This is a genomic window from Streptomyces sp. CB02980 (assembly GCF_014451325.2).
Taxonomy (GTDB): Bacteria; Actinomycetota; Actinomycetes; order Streptomycetales; family Streptomycetaceae; genus Streptomyces.
Window position 1 is genome coordinate 49,221 of the sequence record NZ_JACSCH020000009.1, and the last position, 23,863, is coordinate 73,083.

Annotated in this window: 15 protein-coding genes; 3 read left to right on the forward strand and 12 right to left on the reverse strand. The window is 72.6% G+C overall.

The genetic code is table 11. The features are described 5' to 3' along the window. Position 1 precedes the first annotated feature (1 nt). The 6 genes from E0F75_RS20010 to E0F75_RS20035 all read right to left on the reverse strand — a co-directional run bounded on the left by E0F75_RS20010 (position 2) and on the right by E0F75_RS20035 (position 7,345). Complete coding sequence (locus E0F75_RS20010) at positions 2 to 1,276, reverse strand: CaiB/BaiF CoA-transferase family protein (RefSeq protein WP_229312746.1); 1,275 nt, start codon at positions 1,274 to 1,276, stop codon at positions 2 to 4. After that, complete coding sequence (gene rbsK / locus E0F75_RS20015; protein WP_187623908.1) at positions 1,273 to 2,211, reverse strand: ribokinase; 939 nt, start codon at positions 2,209 to 2,211, stop codon at positions 1,273 to 1,275. The genes E0F75_RS20010 and rbsK overlap by 4 nt, the downstream gene beginning before the upstream one ends. After that, positions 2,208 to 3,608: an ADP-ribosylglycohydrolase family protein gene (locus tag E0F75_RS20020; RefSeq protein WP_187623909.1), complete on the reverse strand. Its 1,401-nt coding sequence runs from the start codon at positions 3,606 to 3,608 to the stop codon at positions 2,208 to 2,210. The genes rbsK and E0F75_RS20020 overlap by 4 nt, the downstream gene beginning before the upstream one ends. Further along, the gene (locus E0F75_RS20025) at positions 3,605 to 4,783 is read right to left on the reverse strand and encodes an ADP-ribosylglycohydrolase family protein (RefSeq protein WP_187623910.1); all 1,179 of its coding nucleotides are present in this window, start codon (positions 4,781 to 4,783) and stop codon (positions 3,605 to 3,607) included. Before E0F75_RS20025 ends, E0F75_RS20020 begins: the two co-directional genes overlap by 4 nt. After that, positions 4,740 to 6,053 (reverse strand): ADP-ribosylglycohydrolase family protein, encoded by a 1,314-nt coding sequence (locus E0F75_RS20030; RefSeq protein ID WP_374115415.1) that lies wholly within the window; start codon positions 6,051 to 6,053, stop codon positions 4,740 to 4,742. Before E0F75_RS20030 ends, E0F75_RS20025 begins: the two co-directional genes overlap by 44 nt. Before the next feature lie 296 nt (positions 6,054 to 6,349). Continuing rightward, positions 6,350 to 7,345: an ADP-ribosylglycohydrolase family protein gene (locus tag E0F75_RS20035; RefSeq protein ID WP_187623911.1), complete on the reverse strand. Its 996-nt coding sequence runs from the start codon at positions 7,343 to 7,345 to the stop codon at positions 6,350 to 6,352. Positions 7,346 to 7,599: 254 nt separating this feature from the next. Here E0F75_RS20035 and E0F75_RS20040 point away from each other — a divergent pair, with 254 nt between their 5' ends. From E0F75_RS20040 to E0F75_RS20050, 3 genes are all read left to right on the forward strand, one after another. After that, positions 7,600 to 8,328 (forward strand): VIT1/CCC1 transporter family protein, encoded by a 729-nt coding sequence (locus tag E0F75_RS20040; RefSeq protein WP_187623912.1) that lies wholly within the window; start codon positions 7,600 to 7,602, stop codon positions 8,326 to 8,328. Positions 8,329 to 8,867: 539 nt separating this feature from the next. Then, positions 8,868 to 13,433 (forward strand): glutamate synthase large subunit, encoded by a 4,566-nt coding sequence (gene gltB, locus E0F75_RS20045; protein WP_187623913.1) that lies wholly within the window; start codon positions 8,868 to 8,870, stop codon positions 13,431 to 13,433. Next, positions 13,426 to 14,886, forward strand: a complete 1,461-nt coding sequence (locus E0F75_RS20050; protein ID WP_187623914.1) for a glutamate synthase subunit beta — start codon at positions 13,426 to 13,428, stop codon at positions 14,884 to 14,886. The genes gltB and E0F75_RS20050 overlap by 8 nt, the downstream gene beginning before the upstream one ends. Before the next feature lie 123 nt (positions 14,887 to 15,009). On the opposite strand, the gene E0F75_RS20055 is transcribed toward E0F75_RS20050, so the two are convergent. The 6 genes from E0F75_RS20055 to E0F75_RS20080 all read right to left on the reverse strand — a co-directional run bounded on the left by E0F75_RS20055 (position 15,010) and on the right by E0F75_RS20080 (position 23,775). Next, positions 15,010 to 15,465 (reverse strand): hypothetical protein, encoded by a 456-nt coding sequence (locus tag E0F75_RS20055; RefSeq protein ID WP_229312747.1) that lies wholly within the window; start codon positions 15,463 to 15,465, stop codon positions 15,010 to 15,012. Beyond that, a complete protein-coding gene (locus tag E0F75_RS20060) occupies positions 15,462 to 15,788 on the reverse strand; it encodes a hypothetical protein (protein ID WP_187623916.1) in 327 nt (108 codons plus the stop codon). The genes E0F75_RS20055 and E0F75_RS20060 overlap by 4 nt, the downstream gene beginning before the upstream one ends. Beyond that, positions 15,785 to 20,953 carry a caspase family protein gene (locus E0F75_RS20065; RefSeq protein ID WP_187623917.1) on the reverse strand — a complete coding sequence of 1,723 codons (5,169 nt, stop codon included), beginning with the start codon at positions 20,951 to 20,953 and terminating at the stop codon, positions 15,785 to 15,787. Before E0F75_RS20065 ends, E0F75_RS20060 begins: the two co-directional genes overlap by 4 nt. Before the next feature lie 88 nt (positions 20,954 to 21,041). Beyond that, on the reverse strand, positions 21,042 to 21,932 hold the full coding sequence (locus E0F75_RS20070) for an alpha/beta hydrolase (protein WP_187623918.1): 891 nt from the start codon (positions 21,930 to 21,932) through the stop codon (positions 21,042 to 21,044). Next, the gene (locus tag E0F75_RS20075) at positions 21,929 to 22,651 is read right to left on the reverse strand and encodes an SDR family NAD(P)-dependent oxidoreductase (protein ID WP_187623919.1); all 723 of its coding nucleotides are present in this window, start codon (positions 22,649 to 22,651) and stop codon (positions 21,929 to 21,931) included. The genes E0F75_RS20070 and E0F75_RS20075 overlap by 4 nt, the downstream gene beginning before the upstream one ends. Continuing rightward, the gene (locus E0F75_RS20080; protein WP_187623920.1) at positions 22,648 to 23,775 is read right to left on the reverse strand and encodes an LLM class flavin-dependent oxidoreductase; all 1,128 of its coding nucleotides are present in this window, start codon (positions 23,773 to 23,775) and stop codon (positions 22,648 to 22,650) included. The genes E0F75_RS20075 and E0F75_RS20080 overlap by 4 nt, the downstream gene beginning before the upstream one ends. Between the last annotated feature and the right edge of the window lie 88 nt (positions 23,776 to 23,863).

Sequence of the window (23,863 nt, forward strand, 5' to 3'; positions counted from 1 at the left end):
CTCATACCGCTCCCTGCTCGCGGAGGCTGCCGATCTCGGCGGGGGTGAGGCCGAGTTCGGAGAGGACGGCGGTGGTGTCGGCGCCGTGGGGGCGGCCGGCCCAGCGGATGGCTCCGGGCGTCTCGGAGAGGCGGAAGAGGACGTTCTGCATCTTGATCGGGCCGAGTTCGGGGTCCTGCACCTCGGTGACGGTGCCGAGCGCCCGGTACTGGGGATCGTCGACGACGTCCCGGATGTCGTAGACCGGGGCGATCGCCGCCTCGGCCTTCTCGAACGCCGCCATCGCCTCGTCCCGGGTGCGGCGGGCGATCCACGAGCCGACCGCCTCGTCCAGGACGTCCGCGTGCTCGGCCCGTCCCGTGCCGTCGGCGAACCACGGCTCGTCGATCAGATCGGGGCGGCCGACCAGGACCATGACGCGTTCGGCGATGGACTGGGCGGAGGTGGAGACGGCGACCCAGGAGCCGTCGGAGGTGCGGTACGTGTTGCGGGGGGCGTTGTTGCGGGAGCGGTTGCCCGTGCGGGGCTGGACATAGCCGAGCTGGTCGTACCAGAGGGGGTGGGGTCCGATGACCGAGAGGATCGGTTCGATGATCGCCATGTCGACGACCTGGCCGCGCCCGGTCGTGGTCCTCGCGGTGAGCGCGGTCATCACCGCGTACGCCGTGGCCAGGGCGGCGATCGAGTCGGCCAGGCCGAAGGGGGGCAGGGTGGGCGGGCCCTCGGGCTCGCCGGTGATGGCGGCGAAACCGCTCATGGCCTCGGCGAGGGTGCCGAAACCGGGGCGGTGGGCGTACGGGCCGAACTGGCCGAAGCCGGTGACCCGGGCGAGGACCAGACGCGGGTTGACGGTGGAGAGCTCCTCCCAGCCGAGACCCCAGCGTTCCAGGGTGCCGGGGCGGAAGTTCTCCACGATCACGTCGGCGTCGGCGGCGAGCGCGAGCAGGGTGTCACGGCCGCCGGGCGACGACAGATCGAGGGTGATCGCCCGCTTGTTGCGGCCGAGGACCTTCCACCAGAGACCGATGCCGTCCTTGGCGGGGCCGTGGCCGCGGGACGGGTCGGGCTTGCGGGGGTGCTCGACCTTGACGACGTCGGCGCCGAAGTCGCCGAGCATCGTGGCGGCGAGCGGGCCGGCGAAGAGGGTGGCGAGATCCAGGACGCGCAGGCCGTGGAGGGGTGCCTGAGGGGTGGGGCCGGTGGTGGACGTGGTGGGCGCGGTCGGAGCGTGCGGCGTGGGGAGGTGAGGCCCGGGGGCGTGCGGCGTGGAGGTCATGCGGGGTCGGTCTCCTTCTCGTCCTGGTCCGCGGGCGCGCCGAGGGAGCCGAAGGCGGCCTCGATCTCGGTGCGGTAGGGCATCGACGTCGACGCGCCCTCGCGCTGGACGGAGAGCGCGGCGGCGGTCCCCGCCCAGGCGAGTGCCTCGGGGGCAGGGCGGCCCTCGCCGAGGGCGACCACCAGTGCGCCGACGAAGGTGTCACCGGCGGCGGTGGTGTCCACGGCCCGGACGCGGGGCGCGGGCACCAGTACCGGATCGGCGCCCCGGACGGCGTACAGGCTGCCGGCCGCCCCCAGGGTGACGACGACCTCGGGGACGTCCCGGAGCAGGGCGAGGGCGGCCTCGCGGGGGTCCGACAGGCCGGTGAGCGCGGCGGCCTCGTGCTCGTTGGGCACCAGAAGGTCGATGGTGGCGAGCAGTTCGGGAGGGAGCGGCCGGGCGGGGGCGGGGGTGAGGACGGTACGGACGCCGAGGCGGCGGGCGGTCGCGGCGCCCTCCACGACGACGGAGAGGGGGAGTTCGAGCTGGAGCAGCAGGGCGTCGGCGGTGCCGATGAGGGCCTCGTCGCCGTGGTCGAGGGAGGTGACGGTGCCGTTCGCGCCGGGGACGACGACGATCGCGTTGCCGCCCTCGTCGTCGACGACGATGTGCGCGGTGCCGGAGGCGCCCTCGGCGGTGCGCAGGAGATCGGTGTCCACCGAGCAGTGTTCGAGGGTGGCCCGGAGCCGGGTGCCGAAGTCGTCGGCGCCGACCGCGCCGATCATCGAGACCTCGCCGCCGGCGCGCGCGGCGGCGACGGCCTGGTTGGCGCCCTTGCCGCCGGGGATCGTACGGAAGGCACGGCCGGTGACGGTTTCGCCGAGGGCCGGGGCCCTCGGGACGTAGGCGACGAGGTCCATGTTGGTGCTGCCGAGTACGACGATGCTGGTCATGGGCGTACTGCCTCCAGGTGGGTCAGTTCGGCCAGGGTGTCGAAGCCGATGCCGTCGAAGGACGGGACGGAGGTCGCGAGGCGGTTCTTGAGGGGGGAGGTCCAGTGCTCCGGCAGCCGGTCGGGGTGCCCGGTGAGCAGCCCGGCGACCGACCCTGCGGTGGCGCCGTTGGAGTCGGTGTCCCAGCCGCCGGAGACCGCCGCGCAGATGGAGCGGGTGAAGTCGCCGTCGGCGTGGGTGAGGGCGGCGGCGAGCAGGGCGGCGTTGGGGACGGCATGCACCCAGTGGTACCCGCTGAGTTCGGTGTGCAGGCGGTCGGCGACGGTGTCGAAGTCGGGGGTGTCGCGAGCGAGTCCGATCCCTCGGCGGACCGCCTGCGCGAGGCGGGAGCGCGGTGGGATCACGGCGAGGCCTTCGGCGAGCGACCGGTGGACGTCGGCGGTGCCGCTCGCGGCGGTGGCGAGGGTGGCGGCGACGAACATGGCGCCGTAGACGCCGTTCGCCGTGTGGGTGAGGGTCGCGTCCCGGTACGCCTGCTCGGCGGCGGCGACCGGGTCGCCGGGGTGGGTCCAGCCGTGGACGTCGGCCCGGATCTGGGCGCCGATCCACTCGCGGAACGGGTTGCGGTGGACGGCGGTCAGCGGGGGTTCGATCCCGTCGAGGAGGTTGCGGTAGGCCACGCGCTCGGCCGTGAAGGTGCGGCCGGCGGGAAGCTCGTCGAGCCAGAGGCGGGCGACGTCGGCGGTGGTGAAGCCGCGGCCGTGGCGCTGGAGGAGCAGCAGGTTGAGGAGGGGGTAGTTGAGGTCGTCGTCCTCGGGCATCCCGTCGATGTTCTCGGCGAGGGAGGTGGGGGCGGAGCGGCGGTTCCAGGGGTGGGCGGCGAGCAGCTCGGGCGGGACGCCGCGGGCGGTGAACCAGGTGGAGAGAGGCCAGTCGCCGGTGGCGCGGGCGAGGGCGCGGATGGCGTGGAGTTCGAGCTTCTCGACGGGTTTGCCGAGGAGACAGCCGGCGGCTCGGCCGAGCCAGGCGGCGTGCAGACGGTCGCGCAGGGGGTCGCTTTCCCCCGCCCCTTCCCCCGCCCCTCCTCCTACGCCTGGCGGTGTGGGGGGAGGGGCGGGGTGGGGGGGCGTCGAAGCCTGGATGGCGGCGAGGGCTGTCGGCTCCTGTGCCGACAGGGGGGTGGGGAGGGCCGACAGGGCCGCAAGGAGCGAGTCCGCCAGGGGGCGGAGGTCCGGGCGGGGGGTGACGGAGGCGCCGGCCGTTTCCGGGGCGGGTGGGCCGCTCGCCGCCGCCCAGCGGGCCGCGAGGGCGTGGGCGTCGCGGCCGTCCTCCGCCGCCTGGCGGAGTTCGTGGCCCACCAGGTCCTCCGGTTGGACCCAGGTCAGGCGGAGGTTCATCGGGCGGCCGTGCCCGTCAGGGTCGCGAACGCCTGCTCGTGGGCCCGGCGGCGTTTCCCGTCCTGGGTGAAGATCTCGTGGGTCACCTCCGTCAGGGCCCTCGCCGGGGCGTGCAGGTCCAGTCGGCTCGCCTCCGCCACCCGCTTCGCCCAGTCGGCCGGCACCGCCTGCTCCCCGTGCAGCGCGCCCACGAGCGCGCCCGCCATCGTGGCGATCGAGTCGCAGTCCCGGCCGTAGTTGACGGAGCCCAGAACCGTACGCCGGTAGTCGCCCTCTCCGACGAGCAGCATGCCGAGGGCGATCGGGAGTTCCTCGATCGCGTGGAGACGGGACGGGCGACGGGCGCCGAGGGAGGGGGAGCGGTAGTCGGGGCCCACCGAGTCGAACGGGGCCACCGCCGTGCGGAGCGGCGTCAGTGCCGACTCGAAGTCCCGGTGCCCGGACGCCACTTCCGCCACCGCCTCGATCGCCGCCAGCGTTCCGTCCTTCGCCAGTGACAGGGCCGCGTCGACCACGGATGTCGGCGTGGCGCCGGGCGCGCACGCCGCGGCCACCGCCGCCGCGAACACCCCCGCCGCCTCGCGGCCGTACGAGGACTGGTGCGCGCCCGCGATGTCGAGGGCCTCGGCGTACGCGGCCTCCGGGTGGGCCGCGTTGACGAGCCCGACCGGTGCCATGTACATCGAGGCGCCGCAGTTGACGATGTTGCCGCTGCCGGCCTCGCGCGGGTCCACATGGCCGTAGTGGATGCGTGCCACCAGCCACTTCTCCGCCAGGAAGATCCGCTGGAGCGGGAGTGCCTCCGCCTCCAGCTCCGGGATCCAGACGGGGTTGCCCATGAGGTCGGGGACGAGGTGGTCCGCGACCGCGTACGCGTCGAGGTGGCCGCGGACCTTCTCGTACACCCGGATCAGCGCGTGGGTCATCAAGGTGTCGTCGGTGACGTGCCCGTCGCCCTTGTGGTACGGGGCGATGGGGCGGGCGGTGCGCCACTCGTCGCCGTTCCACGGGCCGACGATCCCGGTGACGCGGCCGCCGTGGCGTTCCAGGATCTGCTGGGGGGTGTAGCCCTCGACGGGGCCGCCGAGCGCGTCGCCGACGGCGGCCCCGAGGAGGCTGCCGGTGATCCGGTCATCCAGTGTGGGCGTCACTGCCGGGGGTGTTGTGGGTGTCATGTCGGGATTGTCCACCCGGGATGGGTGGTTCCGTGGCTGCGAGCAGCCCGGCGAGTTCGACCAGATCCGTTCCCGCGAGGCGGGGCAGCGCACAGCCCGCGAGTGTCCGGCACGCCTCGCGCCAGGTCGCCGGCACCGAACGGCCCCCGCCCAGCGCCCCGGTGAGTGCTCCGGCCAGCGCGGGCGCGGAGTCGGCGACCCGGGAGAGGCAGACGGCGGCCGGGACGGCGGCCGTCATCTCGCCCCGGGCGGCGGTGGCGAGGGCGAGCGCCACCGGGACGGTCTCGGCGGCGGCGATGCCGTAGCTGTAGACGTGGTCCACGATCTGGTGCTCAAGGAGCGGGACCAGTTCGAAGGCCGAAGCGGCGGTCTGGGCCAGCTTCACCGCGTACCGGGCGTTGCGGCCGATCTCGGTGACCGGCGGGAGCTCGGCGAGTGCCGCCTCGACGGCCTCGTCGACCGTCGCCCCGCCGAGGGCCGCGGCGACGGCCGCCGCCATCGCGCGGGCGCCGTGGACGCCGTCGCCGTCCTGGGTGTACCGGGCGTCGAACTCGGCGAGTTCGGCCGCGGCGCGGGGGTCGCCGGGGTGGGCGACGGCCAGGACGACGGCCCGGACGCAGGCCGCGTCGTCGAAGTAGTGCGGGTTGTCGTGGCCGGTCGCGGGCGGACGCAGGCCGGTGGCGAGATTGCCGAGGCCCGCGCGGACGGAGATCCGGGCGCGGAGCGGGAGTACGGCGGACTCGACCTCGGGAGCGCGTTCCGCCGCGGCGGCGACCTGTCCGGCGAGGGCGTTCCAGGCGAGGTCGACGGCGGCGCGGAGACGGCGCTCCTCGGGGAGGCCGGTGAAGACCGGGCCCGAGGCGGTGAGGATCGCCTCGGCGGTGAAGACCGCCCATTCGGCGTCGTCGGAGGGGCCGAGGCGGAGGGGCTCGGGGGGCTGGTTGAGGGCGATGGGGACGGGGAGGGTGGTCGTGGCGTTCTGCTCGGCGAAGGTGTCGAGCTCGCGGGTGAGACGGCGGGTCCACTCGGGCATGCGGGCGGCGCGGTGCCTTGCGGCGGGCCACCCTGCGGCGTCGCCTGCGGCGAGGCCGAGGAGGAGGCCTTCGACCGCGTCGCGCCCGGCCCTGCGGGGGGCGTCGGGTTGCGGGACCTCGTGGGTGCCGCCCCATGAACCCGTGCCGTGGCGAAGGGCGGGGTCCTGGGGGGTGAGGTCCAGCGTGTCGGTGCCCGGCAGCGGGGGCACCGCCAGGTCCTGGTGGGCACCGAGCACGGGGCCGGTCTCCGGCAACGGGCGCTGTGCCCACCCACCCCCAGGCTCCGTCTGGGGGTGGCCCCACCGTCCTGCGGGACGATTGCCCACAGCGGCGGTGGGAGCGTGGCCGACAGCGGTGGGGGCATTGCTCGCAGCGGCGGCGGGAGCGTGGCCCACAGCGGCAGGGGTGTTGCCCACAGCGGCAGTGGGAGCGTGGCCGACAGCGGCAGTGGGAGCGTGGCCGACAGCGGTGGAGGCGCTGCCCACTGCGGCGGGGTGCTCGGCCGCAGCAGTCGTCGTCGTGTCTCCGCTCATCAGGATTCCCCCTCCGGGGTCAGGAGGTCCGCCACGTCCAGGACGTGGTAGCCGCGCATCGAGGGGAGGCAGCTGCCCGTGACCGGGGTGATGGCCGAGGCCCACTCCTCGGGGATCGACCGCACTCCGCCCGCCGCGCCCGCCAGCGCGCCCGCCACCGCCGCCGTGGTGTCGGCGTCGCGGCCCATGTTGACGGCCGTCAGGACCGCCGTACGGAAGTCGCCCCGCGCCGCCGCGAAGGCGCCGAACGCAAGGCCCACCGCCTCCGGGGCCAGGTCCGTCCACGGGTAGCCGCCGATGACGACCGCCGAGCGGACCTGGCGCTCGCGGGTCAGCGGGTCCGGCTGGACGCGCTGGGCGGCGACCACCGCGCGGCGCAGCGAGCGGGCCGTCCACGAGTCCATCGGGACGGCCGAGAGGGCCGCGGCGATCACCGAGGTCACCCCCGCTCCCGCCATCGCCGCCGCGACGCCCGCCGCGACCGCCTGGCCGCCGTAGATGCCCTCGCCGTCGTGGCTGACGCTGCCGTCGATCGCGACCAGCCGGGCCGCCTCCGCCGGGCGGCCCGCCGCGAACACCCCGAACGGCGCCGCCCGCATGGCGAGACCGTCGCTCCAGGCGTGCCGGTGCTGCGCGGAGATCGGCGCGGCGAGGCCCCGGCGGAGGTTCTCCAGGGTGCCGCGCTCCGAGAAGCCCGCCCCGCGGAACGGGCCTTCGTCGAGGTCGGCGATCCAGTGGTGCCAGGCCCGTTCGACGTGGTGGACGGTGAGGGCCGAGCCGTGCCGGGCCAGGAGCAGCGCCGAGAAGATGGCGTACTCGGTGTCGTCCGTGCCCGCCGGGTTGTCCGTCACGAAGCCCTCGATCCGGCCCCAGCGGCGGCGGATCTCGGAGGGGCGCATGTTCTCGGCGGGCGCGCCGAGCGCGTCGCCGACGGCGAGGCCGAGGAGCGCCCCCCTCGCCCGTTCGCGCGTATCGCATGCCGTGGTGGTCACCATGTCCGTGGCCCCTTCCTCGGTGGGGGCGCATCGACGGCGCCCCGATGCCTGGATCTGTGCCACGACGGGCCGCGAACTCGCCGAAGAAACGTCTCTGTCACCCGCCTGACACCTCGCCAGGACCCGGTTCACGCAGCAAGGCACGCCTTAGTAAGTACGGCCTGCCTTGCTGGCGGACCCCTTACATCGCGCGTATTTTCGAGGGTGTTGGGGGCGGCGGGAGCAACCCGGCCCGCCGGAACGAGGGGAGAGCCATGTCCATCATCGAAGCTCAGGCGCCACTGCACGAGGCCCACCGCGACAACCACACGCACCGTGACGTGAACGGCGGTTGGCTGCGCCCGGCGGTGTTCGGCGCGATGGACGGACTCGTCTCCAACCTCGCCCTGATGACCGGTGTCGCCGGCGGTGCGGTCTCCACGCAGACCGTCGTCATCACCGGTCTGGCCGGACTCGCGGCCGGCGCCTTCTCCATGGCGGCGGGCGAGTACACCTCCGTCGCCTCGCAGCGCGAACTCGTCCAGGCGGAACTGGACGTCGAGCGCCGCCAGTTGCGCAAGCACCCCATCGACGAGATGGAGGAGCTCGCCGCGCTCTACGTCTCCCGGGGCGTCGAGCCCGCGCTGGCCCGCGAGGTCGCGATGCAGCTGTCGAAGGACCCCGAGCAGGCCCTGGAGATCCACGCCCGCGAGGAGCTCGGCATCGACCCGGACGACCTGCCGTCGCCGATGGTCGCCGCGGTCTCGTCCTTCGGCTCCTTCGCGCTCGGCGCGCTCCTCCCCGTACTGCCGTTCCTGCTCGGGGCGACCGCGCTCTGGCCGGCCGTGCTGCTCGCGCTCGTCGGGCTCTTCGCCTGCGGCGCGCTCGTGGCCCGGGTGACCGCGCGCGGCTGGCTCTTCAGCGGTATGCGTCAGCTCGTCCTCGGCGGCGCCGCCGCGGCCGTCACGTACGGGCTCGGCATGCTCCTCGGGTCCGCGCTGTAGCCCGACCCGTACGGGCGGGGGGCCGGGTGCGGAATCCGTACCCCCACAGAAGACCGAGAGGATCCCCAAAGGGGCCTCTCGGTCTTTTCGTGGCGCCTTTTCGGGATGTACGCCTCAAATCGGCTGTGACGTATATCCCTGGCCCGATCCGCCGCAGCGATGAGACACTATGCACGACGCCACATATGTAGCCGGTTACTCGGCGGTTTCGAACCCGTGACCAACGGGAATGAGGCCTGAGCGTCGCTGGGCAATGAAGCCCACACAGTGACGGGTCGCCGACGACCCGGAGATCCTCCGGATCACCTCGATCCGTCCCCGCGAGGCAGGCCTCTGACCTCGCAAACCACAGGTGAACCCACACCACCGCTCCGTATCGGTGGTGTCCGCATGTTGGAATGCGCTATCCACTTAGCGAGAAACCAGCCATCATGTAACCTGCACGAAATTTCGCGGAGGGCCAACGTCGTCCCTCGGCAGCAGCTCCCCCAGACGTGGTCTGGGAGGTGCCCCCAGCCACGACGACGACGGGAGAGCCGATGCGTTCCGACGCCTGGTCGCCCATGGACGGTCGCCCTGCTCCGCAGGGGATGTACGACCCCCGTAACGAACACGACGCCTGCGGTGTCGGGTTCGTGGCCACCCTCACCGGTGTAGCCAGCCACGCGCTGGTCGAGCAGGCGCTGACCGTACTGCGCAACCTCGAGCACCGAGGCGCCACCGGCTCCGAGCCCGACTCCGGTGACGGCGCCGGCATCCTGTTCCAGGTCCCGGACGCCTTCCTCCGCGAGGTCGCCGGATTCGAGCTCCCCGAGACCGGCGCGTACGCCGTCGGCATCGCCTTCCTCCCCGAGGACGGCACCGACGAGACCGCCGCGAAGATCGAGGCGATCGCCGCCGAAGAGGGCCTGAACGTCCTCGGCTGGCGTGAGGTCCCCGTCGCCCCCGAACTGCTCGGCGCCTCCGCCCGCTCCACCATGCCGGTCTTCCGCCAGCTCTTCGTCGCGGACGCGGCCGGCGACGCCACCGGCATCGCGCTCGACCGCAAGGCCTTCGTCCTGCGCAAGCGCGCCGAGCGCGAGGCCGCGACGTACTTCCCGTCGCTCTCCGCCCGCACCATCGTCTACAAGGGCATGCTGACCACCGGCCAGCTGGAGCCCTTCTTCCCGGACCTGTCGGACCGCCGCTGCGCCACCGCCGTGGCCCTGGTCCACTCCCGGTTCTCCACCAACACCTTCCCGAGCTGGCCGCTGGCCCACCCGTACCGCTTCGTCGCCCACAACGGTGAGATCAACACCGTCAAGGGCAACCGGAACTGGATGACCGCCCGCGAGGCCCAGCTCGACTCCACCGTCTTCGGCGAGGGCTCGCTGGACCGGATCTTCCCGATCTGCACCCCGGACGCCTCCGACTCGGCCTCCTTCGACGAGGTCCTGGAGTTGCTCCACCTCGGCGGCCGCTCCCTGCCCCACGCGGTCCTGATGATGGTCCCGGAGGCGTGGGAGAACCACGAGACGATGGACCCGGCCCGCCGCGCCTTCTACCAGTACCACTCCACGATGATGGAGCCCTGGGACGGCCCGGCCTGTGTCACCTTCACCGACGGCGTCCAGGTCGGCGCGGTCCTCGACCGCAACGGCCTGCGCCCCGGCCGCTACTGGGTCACCGACGAGGGCCTCGTCGTCCTCTCCTCCGAGGTCGGCGTCCTCGACATCGACCCCGCCAAGGTCGTCCGCAAGGGCCGCCTCCAGCCCGGCAAGATGTTCCTCGTCGACACCGCCGAGCACCGCATCGTCGAGGACGACGAGATCAAGGCCGCCCTCGCCGCCGAGCACCCCTACGAGGAGTGGCTGGAGACCGGCGAGATCGAGCTCTCCGACCTCCCCGAGCGCGAGCACATCGTGCACACCCACGCCTCGGTCACCCGCCGCCAGCAGACCTTCGGCTACACCGAGGAAGAGCTCCGCGTCATCCTCGCCCCGATGGCCCGCACCGCCGGCGAGCCCCTCGGCTCCATGGGCACGGACTCGCCGATCGCGGCCCTGTCCGCCCGCCCGCGGCTGCTCTTCGACTACTTCACCCAGCTGTTCGCGCAGGTCACCAACCCGCCGCTCGACGCCATCCGCGAAGAGCTCGTGACCTCGCTGCGCTCCTCGCTCGGCCCCGGCAGCAACCTGCTCGAGCCCACCTCCTCGACGTGTCGCAGCGTCACCCTGCCGTTCCCGGTGATCGACAACGATGAGCTCGCCAAGCTCATCCACATCAACGCCGACGGCGACATGCCCGGCATGAAGGCCGCGACCCTCTCCGGCCTCTACCGGGTCTCCGGCGGCGGCGACGCCCTCGCCGCCCGCCTCGACGCCATCTGCGCCGAGGCCGACACCGCCATCGAGGGCGGCGCCCGCCTCATCGTGCTCTCCGACCGGCACTCCGACGCCGAGCACGCGCCGATCCCCTCGCTGCTGCTCACCGCGGCCGTCCACCACCACCTCATCCGCACCAAGCAGCGCACCAAGGTGGGTCTGCTCGTCGAGGCCGGTGACGTCCGCGAGGTCCACCACGTCGCCCTGCTCATCGGCTACGGCGCCGCGGCGGTCAACCCGTACCTCGCCATGGAGTCCGTCGAGGACCTGGTCCGCGCCGGTACCTTCATCGAGGGCCTGGAGCCCGAGCAGGCCATCCGGAACCTGATCTACGCGCTCGGCAAGGGCGTCCTCAAGGTCATGTCCAAGATGGGCATCTCCACCGTCGCCTCCTACCGCGGCGCCCAGGTCTTCGAGGCCGTCGGCCTCGACGAGACCTTCGTCGCCACGTACTTCAACGGCACGGCCACCAAGATCGGCGGCGCCGGTCTCGACGTCGTCGCCAAGGAGGTCGCCGCCCGCCACGCCAAGGCGTACCCCGTCTCCGGCGTCCCCTCGGCGCACCGCCTCCTGGACATCGGCGGCGAGTACCAGTGGCGCCGCGAGGGCGAGCCGCACCTGTTCGACCCGGATACCGTCTTCCGCCTGCAGCACGCCACGCGCAACAAGCGTTACGACATCTTCAAGCAGTACACGGACCGGGTGAACGAGCAGTCCGAGCGCCTCATGACGCTCCGCGGCCTCTTCGGCTTCTCGTCGGGCCGGGAAGCGATCTCCATCGACGAGGTCGAGCCGGTCGCCGAGATCGTCAAGCGCTTCTCCACCGGCGCCATGTCGTACGGCTCCATCTCCCGCGAGGCGCACGAGACCCTCGCCGTCGCCATGAACCAGCTGGGCGCCAAGTCCAACACCGGTGAGGGCGGCGAGGACCCGGACCGCCTCTACGACCCGGCCCGCCGCTCCGCGATCAAGCAGGTCGCCTCCGGCCGCTTCGGCGTCACCAGCGAGTACCTGGTCAACGCCGACGACATCCAGATCAAGATGGCCCAGGGCGCCAAGCCCGGCGAGGGCGGCCAGCTGCCCGGCCACAAGGTCTACCCGTGGGTCGCCAAGACGCGGCACTCGACGCCCGGCGTCGGCCTCATCTCGCCGCCGCCGCACCACGACATCTACTCCATCGAGGACCTGGCTCAGCTGATCCACGACCTCAAGAACGCCAACCCGGTCGCCCGCATCCACGTGAAGCTGGTCTCCGAGGTCGGCGTCGGCACGGTCGCCGCCGGTGTCTCCAAGGCCCACGCGGACGTCGTCCTCATCTCCGGCCACGACGGCGGTACGGGCGCCTCGCCGCTCACCTCGCTCAAGCACGCGGGCGGCCCCTGGGAGCTCGGCCTCGCCGAGACCCAGCAGACGCTGCTGCTCAACGGGCTGCGCGACCGGATCGTCGTCCAGACCGACGGCCAGCTCAAGACCGGCCGCGACGTCGTCATCGCCGCGCTGCTCGGCGCCGAGGAGTTCGGTTTCGCGACCGCGCCGCTCGTCGTCTCCGGCTGCGTCATGATGCGCGTCTGCCACCTGGACACCTGCCCGGTCGGCATCGCCACCCAGAACCCGGTCCTGCGCGACCGCTTCTCCGGCAAGCCCGAGTTCGTCGTCAACTTCTTCGAGTTCATCGCCGAGGAGGTCCGCGAGATCCTCGCCGAGCTGGGCTTCCGCACCATCGAAGAGGCCGTCGGCCACGCCGAGCTGCTCGACACCAGCCGCGCCGTCACCCACTGGAAGGCGCAGGGTCTCGACCTGGAGCCGCTCTTCTACGTGCCGGAGCTGCCCGAGGGCGCGGTCCGCCACGCCCTGATCGAGCAGGACCACGGTCTGGAGAAGGCCCTCGACAACGAGCTGATCCAGCTCGCCGCCGAGGCCCTGAACGCCGCCTCCGCCGAGGAGGCCCAGCCGGTCCGCGCCCAGGTCGCCATCCGCAACATCAACCGCACGGTCGGCACCATGCTCGGCCACCAGGTGACGAAGCGCTTCGGTGGCGCCGGCCTCCCGGCCGACACCATCGACATCACCTTCACCGGCTCCGCGGGCCAGTCGTTCGGCGCCTTCCTGCCGAGCGGCGTCACCCTCCGCCTGGAGGGCGACGCCAACGACTACGTCGGCAAGGGCCTCTCCGGCGGCCGCGTGATCGTCCGCCCCGACCGGGGCGCCGACCACCTCGCCGAGTACTCCACGATCGCGGGCAACACGATCGGGTACGGCGCGACCGGCGGCGAACTGTTCCTCCGCGGCCGCACCGGCGAGCGCTTCTGCGTCCGCAACTCCGGCGCCCTGGTCGTCTCGGAGGGCGTGGGCGACCACGGCTGCGAGTACATGACCGGTGGTACGGCGGTCGTCCTCGGCGAGACCGGACGCAACTTCGCGGCCGGCATGTCGGGCGGTGTCGCCTACGTCATCGACCTCGACCGGGACAACGTCAACTCCGGCAACCTGGGCGCGATCGAGGCCCTGTCGGACACCGACAAGGCGTGGCTGCACGATGTCGTGCGCCGCCACCACGAGGAGACCGGCTCCACGGTCGCCGAGAAGCTCCTTGCCGACTGGGCCGTGAACGCGGACCGGTTCAGCAAGATCATCCCCACCACGTACAAGGCAGTGCTCGCCGCCAAGGACGCCGCTGAGCTCGCCGGTCTCTCCGAGGCCGAGACCACCGAGAAGATGATGGAGGCGGCGACCCATGGCTGACCCCAAGGGCTTCCTGACCACCGGTCGCGAGGTCGCCGAGACCCGCCCCGTGGGCGAGCGCGTCAGGGACTGGAACGAGGTCTACGTCCCCGGCTCCCTGCTGCCGATCATCAGCAAGCAGGCCGGCCGCTGTATGGACTGCGGCATCCCGTTCTGCCACAACGGCTGCCCCCTCGGGAACCTGATCCCCGAGTGGAACGACTACGCCTACCGCGAGGACTGGTCGGCGGCGCAGGAGCGCCTGCACGCCACCAACAACTTCCCGGAGTTCACCGGCCGCCTCTGCCCGGCGCCGTGCGAGTCCGCGTGCGTGCTCGGCATCAACCAGCCGGCCGTCACCATCAAGAACGTCGAAGTCTCCATCATCGACAAGGCCTGGGACGCCAACGACGTCAAGCCGCAGGTGCCCGAGCGCCTGTCCGGCAAGACCGCTGCCGTCATCGGCTCGGGCCCGGCGGGTCTCGCCGCCGCCCAGCAGCTGACCCGGGCCGGCCACACCGTGGTCGTGTACGAGCGCGCCGACCGCATCGGCGGCCTGCTGCGCTACGGTATCCCCGAGTTCAAGATGGAGAAGCGGCACATCAACCGCCGCATCGAGCAGATGCGCGCGGAGGGCACCAAGTTCCGCACCGGCATCGAGATCGGCCGCGACCTGACGTCGACGGACCTGCGCAAGAGGTTCGACGCCGTGGTCATCGCCGCCGGCGCCACCACCGCCCGCGACCTGCCCGTCCCGGGCCGCGAGCTGAACGGCATCCACCAGGCGATGGAGTACCTGCCGCTGGCGAACAAGGTCGTCGAGGGTGACTTCGTCGCCCCGCCGCTCACCGCCGAGGGCAAGCACGTCGTCGTCATCGGCGGCGGCGACACCGGCGCGGACTGCGTCGGTACGGCCCACCGCCAGGGCGCGGCCTCGGTCACGCAGCTGGAGATCATGCCCCGACCGGGCGAGGAGCGGAACCCGGGCCAGCCCTGGCCGACCTTCCCCATGCTGTACAAGGTCACCTCCGCGCACGAGGAGGGCGGCGAGCGGGTCTACTCCGTCTCCACCACCCACTTCGAGGGCGACGAGGACGGCAACGTCCAGTTCCTCCACCTCGTCGAGGTCGAGTTCGTCGAGGGCAAGCTGACCCAGAAGCCGGGCACGGAGCGCAAGATCCCCGCCCAGCTGGTCACGCTCGCGATGGGCTTCACCGGCACGGACGTGGAGAACGGCCTGGTCGCCCAGTTTGGTCTGGACCTCGACGAGCGGGGTAACATCGCCCGAGACGCGGACTTCGCCACCAACGTCGATGGCGTGTACGTCGCCGGCGACGCCGGCCGCGGTCAGTCGCTCATCGTCTGGGCCATCGCCGAGGGCCGCTCGGCCGCCCGTGGCGTGGACCGCTACCTGACCGGCGCCAGCTCCCTGCCGGCCCCGATCCGCCCGACGGACCGTTCGCTGATGGTCTGATCCGACCGGATCACCCCGAGAACGTCCCGTACAACGACGTACGGAACTGAGCGCGGCGCCTCCCGAATGTCCCCGACCGGACGACTGGGTGGCGCTGTCGCGCGTTCGGACGTGTGCCGGTGGTCAGCTGACCGGACCGGGGAGGATCCAGGTGATCAGGGACGCCGCCGACACCGCGAGGACTCCGACCAGGCCCATCCAGCGGGCCCAGCCGGTCATGATCCGGACGGTTCTGGCCCGCCGCTGCTCGTAGCGCAGGAGGTACTCCGCCCCCGAGGGCAGCTTCTTCCCCGGGCGCTCGTGGACGGCCGAGACCATCAGCCAGGACGCCAGCAGGAGCAGCAGGAACGCCCCGGCGAGCAGCCCGATCACCCACCACCTCGGGCCGGTGGTCATCTTGCTCAGGTTCTCCTGCCCCTTGAGCACGAAGATCACGGTGAGCAGCCCGGTGAGGGTGGTGAGGAAGTTCCGGTACCCCTCCGCCTGGTGCAGCGCCGCCCGCAGTTGCTCGGGCGGGGTCGCCATGGCCCGTACGCGGTTGTCGGCGTCCCGCAGTTCTGCGGTGGTGAACTCGTTCACAGCGAAAGGCCCTGCGGCGGGAGAGCGATCCAGAACGAGGCGCCGCAACCGTCGGAGACCTCGGCGGGCCGGTTCACGTGCCAGGTGGGGCAGTGACACTGGGCGAACTTCGGCTCACCGTTGTCGAAGGCGTGCTTGCCGGGTGTGGACGGTCCCTTGGTCACGTACTGGACCTCCTCCCAGACCCGCGTGGTCACACACCGGCACTCGGGGCACGCGCCGGTGGCCTCGACGCGGCCCGTCCCGGCGGACTGCCAGAGGAACGTGGTGACGGGCTGGGTGAGAGGAAGGTCCTTGGGGCGGTAGGGGGTGGCGGAACTCATGGGCGGGGGCCTCCGGGGGCGGGAAGGGCGAGGTCGAAGAGGCGGGAGTACGTGTGGAGTCGGTCCAGGACCTGTGCCTCGGACAGGTCGGTCTCCTCGGCGCACAGGGTGATGTGGTCGGGGTCGACGGTGCCTTCGAGAGCCGGTGCCCGGCCGGTCAGCCTGGCGGTGAGCACGATGACGTCACGCCAGTCGGGAACGACGTTCCGCTCTTCCCCGACCGGCTCCTGGACGGTCACGTCGAGCCCGAGGCAGCGGAAGGGCGCGTACCGCTCGTACGTCTCCGCGAGCGTCCGGTCGAACCGGCCGGCGACGAGGACGAGTTCGAGGGGCCCGAGGGTGCCGGCGCCGAGCAGACCGGGCTCGAAGGCCGTCAGGTCGAACTCGTCGGGGGCGAAGTCCTCCAGGAGGTCGGCGTCGGGGCCGGTGAAGGGACCCGGGAGGACCGGACCGCCGTAGGGCTGGAAGGCGAGGACGGTGCGGACGGTATTGCCGAGGCTGCTGCCCGGGGCAAGGGAATGCCTCAGGAGCCGTTGGCACGGGATCTCGGCTGCGAACGCGATTCTCTCGCTGACGGCCGGCGGGAAGAGCAGACTGATCCTGGCGAGCGGGGGCAGCGACCGGAGCGGTTCCGGGAGGTCGGCGACCTTCAGCGGGAGGGGCATCGGGAGCGCCGCGATCCGCTCGGCCTGGGCAGCAAGGGTGGTGCGTTCCCTGGCGGCGAGGTGGATCATCGGCTCCAGGCCGATACCGTCCGCATCGAGGTCCCATCGAAGCAGGCCGCGGCTCAGGTTCGATCGCACGAGAACGAGCAGCCGTTCGAGTCGAGGGTCCTCGGCGATCTGCCGGGCGTTCGCTCCGACGAGGTCGAAACAGCCGGTGGCGAGGACTCCACAGGCTTCCAGGTGCCGCAGATCCTCCTCCGCCGACTCGACGGCGGGCGACGCCCGATGGATCGCCGTGACGACACGCCAGGGGCCGATGGGGCCGGCATTCTCCTCGGTGCCGGGAATCAGGCCACGGATCCACGGAGACGCCGTCCAGTCGGCGGCCTCGTCGGGTACCGGGGGTGCCGAGACGCCGGTGGCCGCGGTGAGGCTGTTGATCCGCGCCGCCACGCGACCGACCGGGATGCTCATGGTCGCCGAGCGCGCGAGGACGTCCAGCATGGTGAGAGGAGCGGTGACCCAGGGCGGCTCGCCGTCGATCCTCTGGGAGAGGAGGCGGCGCTCTTCGCCGCTCAGGGCCCGATGGCCGAGCGTCGCGGGGGAGACCCCGGGGCCGAGTGAGAACCCCAGGTCACCCAGCTGCTCGATCCGCTCGACGAGGTGCTCGCGCTGCGCGACGGAAGGGGCCCGCACCAGGAGGTCGACCGGGTGGACGACTCCCTCCTGCCACGACTGCAGCCTCTGGCGTGAGTACCGCTCCTCGGCAGTGGCCAGTGTGCCGACCTCCGTCTGCGAGATGACGCCCACGGAGATCAGGGGCGCCTCCTCCCACCGAGGCAACGGCACGGTGCGGGTCAGTTCCCGCACCGAGGAGAGAACCTCGGCCAGGGTGATGCCGTGGTCGAGGGCGATCGGCAGGAGCGGGGCGAAGACGGCAGGGACCGGGGCCGCGGGCCCGGCACCGAGACGACTCACGGCATCGTGGAGGTGGGCGAGGTCGGCCATCACCAAGGTCGGGAAGACCTCTCTCAACGTGCGGACCTCGGAGACCTCCGGTACGTGCACCCCGGCGACGGCGAAGCGGCGCTGGGCACGCACGCTCACGGCGAGGGACTCTCCCGTCAGCGCGGACGCGCGGAGGGCCGCCGCCCAGGAGCCGTTGAGCGTGCCGGCGGAGAAGAGCAGGGCGTCCAGGCCGACGGGCTTCGGGTAGCCGTCCGGGACGAAGGGTCTGTCCCTCTGGCGTTCCACCCCGAGGGAGGAAAGCCTCCAGCGGTGCAATGCCATTCCCAGGTACAACCCGCCGCCTTCGTGTGTGGGGTTGTAGGTGTTGCCGCGCATCACCAGGCGGTCCAGGGGCAGGCAGCCCACGTCGCGCAGGCGAAGGGCCGGCGAGGCGAGGCTGTGCTCCTCGTGCGTCGTGTGCAGGACCCCCACCGCGTCCTCGTCGAGCGCGTCGAAGATCTTCACCGCCAGCTTCGGTTCGCTCAGGGTGAGGTCCCACAACCAGCGCAGCGACACCTCCTCGAACGCGCCGACGGCCTCGGGAACGGCCGCGAGGAGGCGGCGCTCCACGCCCTCCTCGTCGTAGTCGATCAGCCCGTTGCGGTCGACCGTCGGTACCGGCTGGTCCCGCTCGCGGAGGTTGAAGACGTAGCCGTCGACGCGCGGCGCGTTTCTGATGACGACGCCGTCCAGGAGCAGCCGGCCCGCCCCCTGGACGAGCCAGGCGTCCTCCCCCGCTCGGGCCGGTTCGGGCGGCCAGTCCTCCGACGCCCGTAGCTCGCCCGGTGTCCACTCCGCCGAGCGGATCCGACTGCCGTCCCGGTCCAGCTCCTCCGCCGTCACCCGGTGGTCGCTCACCCACAGCAGTTGCCGCAGTGTCTCCACCAGGGACGGCGGTGTCTCGCCGTCCGCGCTCAGGTAGAGGCGGACGACGGTGCCGCCGCGTTCCGGGGCCTCGGTGGTCTCGACGATCTCCAGGAGGCCCGAGCCGGACTGGATGGTGGCCTGGAGCGGGGCCTCCGTGCGGGACGGGTTGCCGTGGAGGTCGATGGTGGAGGTGGTGACCACGACCTCCTCGGCCAGCATGAAGTAGCTGAACACCCCGATGCCGAAACGGCTGTTGAAGGGAATCGGCTCGATGCCCGCGCGCCGCCAGTTCCGGCGCTCCTGGACGAAGTCCGGATCCTGCTCGTACCGCTTGCCGGCCCGGGCGAACATCGAGGTGAGCTTCCGGCGGCTCATACCGGTTCCCGTGTCGCGGCACTCGATGTACGGACGGTCCTCGTCGTCGTACCCCTGGACGAAGGTGATCTCCGGCTCCCGGCCCTTCGCCCCGCACTTGCTCAGCCGCCGCCCGTACGCCACGCGCAGCTGCCGGTGGCGGCAGGCGTCCAGGGCGTTCTGGTACAGCTCCCGGACGGCGAGCATCTTGTCGCCGTACAGCTGGGTGCCCATGAGCAGCGGGCGGATCTCGTCCTCGGCGAGCCGGAAGCGTTCCAGCGGTTTGGTGTACTGCTGTTCCAGCGGCTCCAGGAACTCCGTGGTCACCTTGCGCGGGATGCCGCGCAGCAGGTCGGGGGCGTTCGTACGCGCCTCCTTCCAGCCCTTGTGGCGCGCCCTGACCGATGCGTCGGCGGTCGCGGCCAGCTCCTCGACGGCCGCGTGCAGAGCGGGGTGCGGGCAGAGGAAGTTGACCGCCAGGTCGTATCCGTCGCCGCTGCCAGCCCCCGTGTGCTCGCCAGGGGGGTCGAGACGGTACTCGGAGAGGGCCGCGATGACGTCCGAGGGCACGAGCCTGCGGTGGGCGCCCAGATGGTCGACGAGGACGCTGGACATGCGCCGGGGGTCCGCGGCGAGGAGGGAGGCCAGCCAGACGAGGTACGCGAGGTCGCGGGCGCGCCACGCGTTGCCGGGCACCACGGGGTGCTCGCTCCAGCGGAGTTCGCCGCTGTCGTCGATGCGGGGGCTGCTGCCGGGCGCGACGGTGACGTGGGCCAGGACCTGGCGCAACTGCCGATTGATCAGGGTCAGGCTCTGCACGGTGAGTTCGCCGTGGGATCCGACGGCGACGGCGCCGACCGCCATGTCGATCAGGTGGTCGACGGCCGCGTAGTCGCCCGTGCGGTCCCACAGACGGTCCCAGTCCGCGATGAAGCGGTGCCGCAGCCAGTGGTCGGCCGCCGTGGCCGCTTCGGGGAGGTGGCGCCGGCGCAGTGTCTCGGCCGCGAGGCTGACCTGCGAGTGGGCCCGGGACACGTCCCGTGCGGCGTCGCACACCAGGTGGTCGTGCGGGGTGACGGCGTCCCGCCCCCGGCCGTCCTCGCGCCGGTCGATCCGGTCCGGCCGCAGCGCCGCCAACTCGCTCAGGGCGATGGCGACGACGCCCTCGTGCAGCAGCGGAGCGGCGAGCAGCGCCGCGGTCTCGGCGGGGGAGAGCCGTTCGCGTCCGGTGAGGCGGGCCGCCTCGACCAGGCGGCCGAGGCGGTCCACGACCCGGATCGGGTACTCGGGATCGCTCCACGGGGTGGCCAGGGCCGAGTCCGTGCCGAGGCGGCTCTTCGCGACCTCGCGCGCCAGGTCGGCCAGCCGTTCCTTGACCCGCTCGTGCGTGGCCGCCTCGTGCGAGGTGTGCCGCCAGAGCGCGGAGGAGTCGATCGCCTCCGCCCAGCGCTCGGTCACCCGGGAGCCCCGGCAGAGGACCAGCCGGTCGGCGAGGCCCTCCACACACTGGAACTCGACCGTCGGCGGGGGTTCCGTGAGTCGGGAGGTCAGCCGCTTGACCCGGTCCCGGACGAAGGCGTGGACCTCCCGGAAGGTCTTCGGGGGACTGTTGCGGGAGAGGGCCTCGGAGAGGGCGATGCCGAAGTGACTGCCCTTCCCGGGGTCGGCGTAGGCCGGCTGTCCCCGTCCGCTCGCGCGCAGCCACGCCACGTCGAGGTGGGAGGAGGTCGCGAGGGGCGTCTCGCGGGAGTCGGCCGGTGAGGGCGGCTGGTCGGTGCGGCACGTGTCGAGGCAGACGACGACCGTGACGCCGTCGGGTACGGGGCCGAGCAGGACCTCGGGGGTGACTTCGAGGGTCGTCTGCGCGATCAGGGAGCCGTCGGCGCGGGGCCGGGTGTCCGAGGTGATCAGGTACTCGCGCTCGCCCACGGTCACCCCGTGGCAGGAGACGTACAGGAAGGCGGTGTCTCCGGCCTCGCAGGAGAGGAGGAACTCCTCCACGGCGCTCACGACCGAGCCGACACTCGTGTCCTGCCGCTCCGGGAGGCGGTGGCCGGGGTGCAGCGCGTCGACCGTGTAGCCGGACTCGGCGAGGGCGTCCCCGACCAGCTCGACGTCCCGGTCGACGAAGCCGAGCGGCGGGAAGCGGCGGGAGAGGGCGGCGTCCCGTTCCAGGAACGCGGTGCGGCCCACTCCGATGAGCAGCGCCCGTCGCCTGCCGGTCTCCGGCCCCTCGGTCGTGTCCGCCGCCCCGGCCGTCGTCGAGCTCACCCGTACCCCCAACTCCCCTGTGTGACGCCCCTGGACGGACATGATTCCAGAACGTCACCGGGGGAGGGTCCTCATCGGATGAGGGCGCTCACGGGCGCAGGGCCCTCAGCCAGGCCGCCGCCCCGTCCAGCGCCGCGTCCGCCTCCGGCAGCACACCCGCTCCGCCCAGGAAGCCGTGGAACATGCCCGTGTGCAGGTGGACTTCGGCCCGGACGCCCGCGGCGGAGAGGCGGCGGGCGTAGGCGAGGCCCTCGTCGCGGAGGGGGTCGCAGTCGGCGAGGACGAGGAGGGTCGGGGGGAGGCGGGAGACGTCGGGGGCCAGGGCGGGGGAGGCGGCGGTCGGGTCGGCCTCCGGGCCTGCGTACTGCTGCCAGTACCACCGCATGTGCGCCGTCGTGTGGAAGCAGCCCTCCGCGAAGTCGTGGGCCGACCGTCCCTCAAGGCGGTGGTCCAGGGCCGGGTAGACGAGGAGCTGGCCCGCCGGCGACGGGCCGCCTCCGTCTCGGGCGCGCAGGGACGCCGCCGCTGCCAGGTTCCCGCCGCTGCTGTCGCCCGCCAGGACCAGCGGGCGACCCGGGTATCGGTCGGCCGCCCAGGCCAGGGCCGTGCACACGTCGTCCTCGGCCGCCGGGAAGCGGTGCTCGGGCGCCCGCCGGTAGTCGACGGAGACGACGGTGGCGCCGGTACGGGCGGCGAGCGCGCGGCAGGTGCCGTCGTGGGTGTCCAGGTCGCACAGCACCCAGCCGCCGCCGTGGGCGAAGACGACGACCAGGTCCTCCCGCCCCTCGTAGAGCCGTACGGGAACGCCGTTCGCCGAGGCGGTCGGTGCCGGTGGTATCGCGCCGAGGTGCGCCCTTGCCGCCGCCCTCAGCGCCTCCGCGCCCGCCTCCGGGCGCGGGAAGGCCGCCGACATCGCGTCGCAGAGCGCGCGGGCGGCCGGGGTGAGGGGGTCGGCGGGCCGTGCGTCGGTCGTCGTCATGCGGTGAGGCCTCCGTCGATCGTGAACTCGGCGCCCGTCACGTACGACGACGCCTCCGAGAGCAGGAACGCGACCAGTTCCCCGACCTCCTCCGGTCGGCCCATCCGGCCGAGTGGGACGTGCGACCAGTCCCTGTCCGCGACCGCCGTCGTCATGGGGGTGTCGACGGCGCCCGGGTGGACCGAGTTGACCCGGACGCCGTACGGGGCGAGGTCGCGTGCCGCCGAGCGGCTGAGGCCGCGCAGGCCGAACTTGCCCGCCCCGTACGCCGCGTGGCCGGGGACGCCGACGCGGCCCGCCGTGGACGACACGTTCACGATCGAGCCGCCGCCCGCCTCGCGGAGCGCGGGCAGGACGGCCTGGATGCCGAGGAAGGGGGCCAGCAGATTGACCCTGAGGAGGAGTGCGAAGTTCTCGTACGTCTCCGATTCCACCGGGGCCGTTCGCCAGAGGGCCGCGTTGTTGACGAGTCCGTCGATCCCGCCGTACGTGGTGACCGCCGTGTCCGTCACCGTCCGCCAGTCGTCCGCCGACGTCACGTCGTGGCGGACGAAGACCGCCGCCCCGCCGAGGTCCGCCGCCACCGACCGGCCCTCCTCCTCCCGTACGTCGGTGAGGACCACCCGCGCCCCGGCCGCCACCAGGAGCCGGGCCTCGGCGGCGCCCTGGCCGCGCGCCGCGCCCGTCACGATCACGACCTTGCCGTCCAGGGCGCTCACGCGGCGGCGTCCAGGGCCCGGAAGTGCGGGATGACCTTCGTGCCCCACTGGCGGACGGTCTCCAGACAGGCCTCCTGCGGCACGGTTCCCATCTGGATCAGGCACATCACCTCGTCGACGCCGATCTCCCGGAGCCGTTCGACGTACGCGATGGCCGTGGCGGCGTCCCCGTACGCGTGGTCGGTGTTGTAGGTGCCGGTGTCGACCGGCCGGGCGGGGACGTCCGCCTCGTGCAGCCGGGCGACCAGCTCGTCCCGCTCGCGGGCGAGGGCGCCGGCGTGGTCCTCGTCCTCCGCGTAGCCGGTGGGCGCGGGCGCGCCGCCGTACCAGTGGGCGATCGACTCGGCGAAGAAGCGCTGGCCCCCGGTGCCGAGCCGGAGCGCCCGGTCGGCGTCGTCCAGGACGACGGTCGGGCAGAGGGCGGAGAAGTGGTCGTTGACCTCGGTGGAGACGAACCGCGACCCGTCCCGCGTGGCGAGCGCCTCGTCGTACACCGAGCGCATCGCGCGGACGTCTTCGGCGCCCGCGAACCCCATCACCAGCGCCCCGATGCCGAGTTCGGCCGCCTGCCGGAGCGACGCGTGCTGCGAGCAGGCCATGAAGAGCGGCGGGTGCGGGTGCTGGACCGGGCGGGGCAGGATCGCGCCGGGGCCGATGTCGAGCGAGCCGTGCCACTCGAACTCCGGCTCGCGCCACGCGGCGGCGAAGATCCGCAGGGCCTCCTCCGTCTGCGGAGTGGTGTCCTCGGGGCGCACCCCGAACATCCGCATCTCCTGGCGGGTCGCGCCCCGTCCGGCGCCGATGTCGACCCGGCCGCCGGAGAGCACGTCGAGCATGGCGGCGCGTTCGGCGACCCGGACCGGGTGCTGGTAGCCGAAGGGCATGGTGACCACGCCGTGGCCGACGCGGATGGTGCGGGTGCGGGCGGCGACCCAGGTCAGGAAGATCTCGGACGCGCTCATGTGGGCGTACTGGGTGAGGGAGTGGTGTTCGACCGCCCAGATCCGGTCGAAGCCCATCTCCTCGGCGAGGACGGCCTGTTCGACGCAGTCGTGGATGACGCGGTGTTCACGGGCGGGGGTCGGGTCGACGAGCTGTGCTTCGAAGATCATGGAGAACTTCACGGGGCGCTCCTCCCGGAGGGATACGGCGAGTATGCCTAATCGAAATATTCCTAGCAGGCATAAGTGGGGGAGGGAAGGGCCGTAGACT

Excerpts from the sequence above, each read along its gene's own strand:
- E0F75_RS20025 (WP_187623910.1), bottom strand. The coding sequence starts at position 4,783 with ATGACACCCACAACACCCCCGGCAGTGACGCCCACACTGGATGACCGG.
- E0F75_RS20070 (WP_187623918.1), bottom strand. The coding sequence starts at position 21,932 with ATGACGACGACCGACGCACGGCCCGCCGACCCCCTCACCCCGGCCGCC.
- E0F75_RS20010 (WP_229312746.1), bottom strand. The coding sequence starts at position 1,276 with ATGACCTCCACGCCGCACGCCCCCGGGCCTCACCTCCCCACGCCGCAC.
- gltB (WP_187623913.1), top strand. The coding sequence starts at position 8,868 with ATGCGTTCCGACGCCTGGTCGCCCATGGACGGTCGCCCTGCTCCGCAG.
- E0F75_RS20040 (WP_187623912.1), top strand. The coding sequence starts at position 7,600 with ATGTCCATCATCGAAGCTCAGGCGCCACTGCACGAGGCCCACCGCGAC.
- E0F75_RS20035 (WP_187623911.1), bottom strand. The coding sequence starts at position 7,345 with ATGGTGACCACCACGGCATGCGATACGCGCGAACGGGCGAGGGGGGCG.
- E0F75_RS20050 (WP_187623914.1), top strand. The coding sequence starts at position 13,426 with ATGGCTGACCCCAAGGGCTTCCTGACCACCGGTCGCGAGGTCGCCGAG.
- E0F75_RS20020 (WP_187623909.1), bottom strand. The coding sequence starts at position 3,608 with ATGAACCTCCGCCTGACCTGGGTCCAACCGGAGGACCTGGTGGGCCAC.
- E0F75_RS20060 (WP_187623916.1), bottom strand. The coding sequence starts at position 15,788 with ATGAGTTCCGCCACCCCCTACCGCCCCAAGGACCTTCCTCTCACCCAG.
- rbsK (WP_187623908.1), bottom strand. The coding sequence starts at position 2,211 with ATGACCAGCATCGTCGTACTCGGCAGCACCAACATGGACCTCGTCGCC.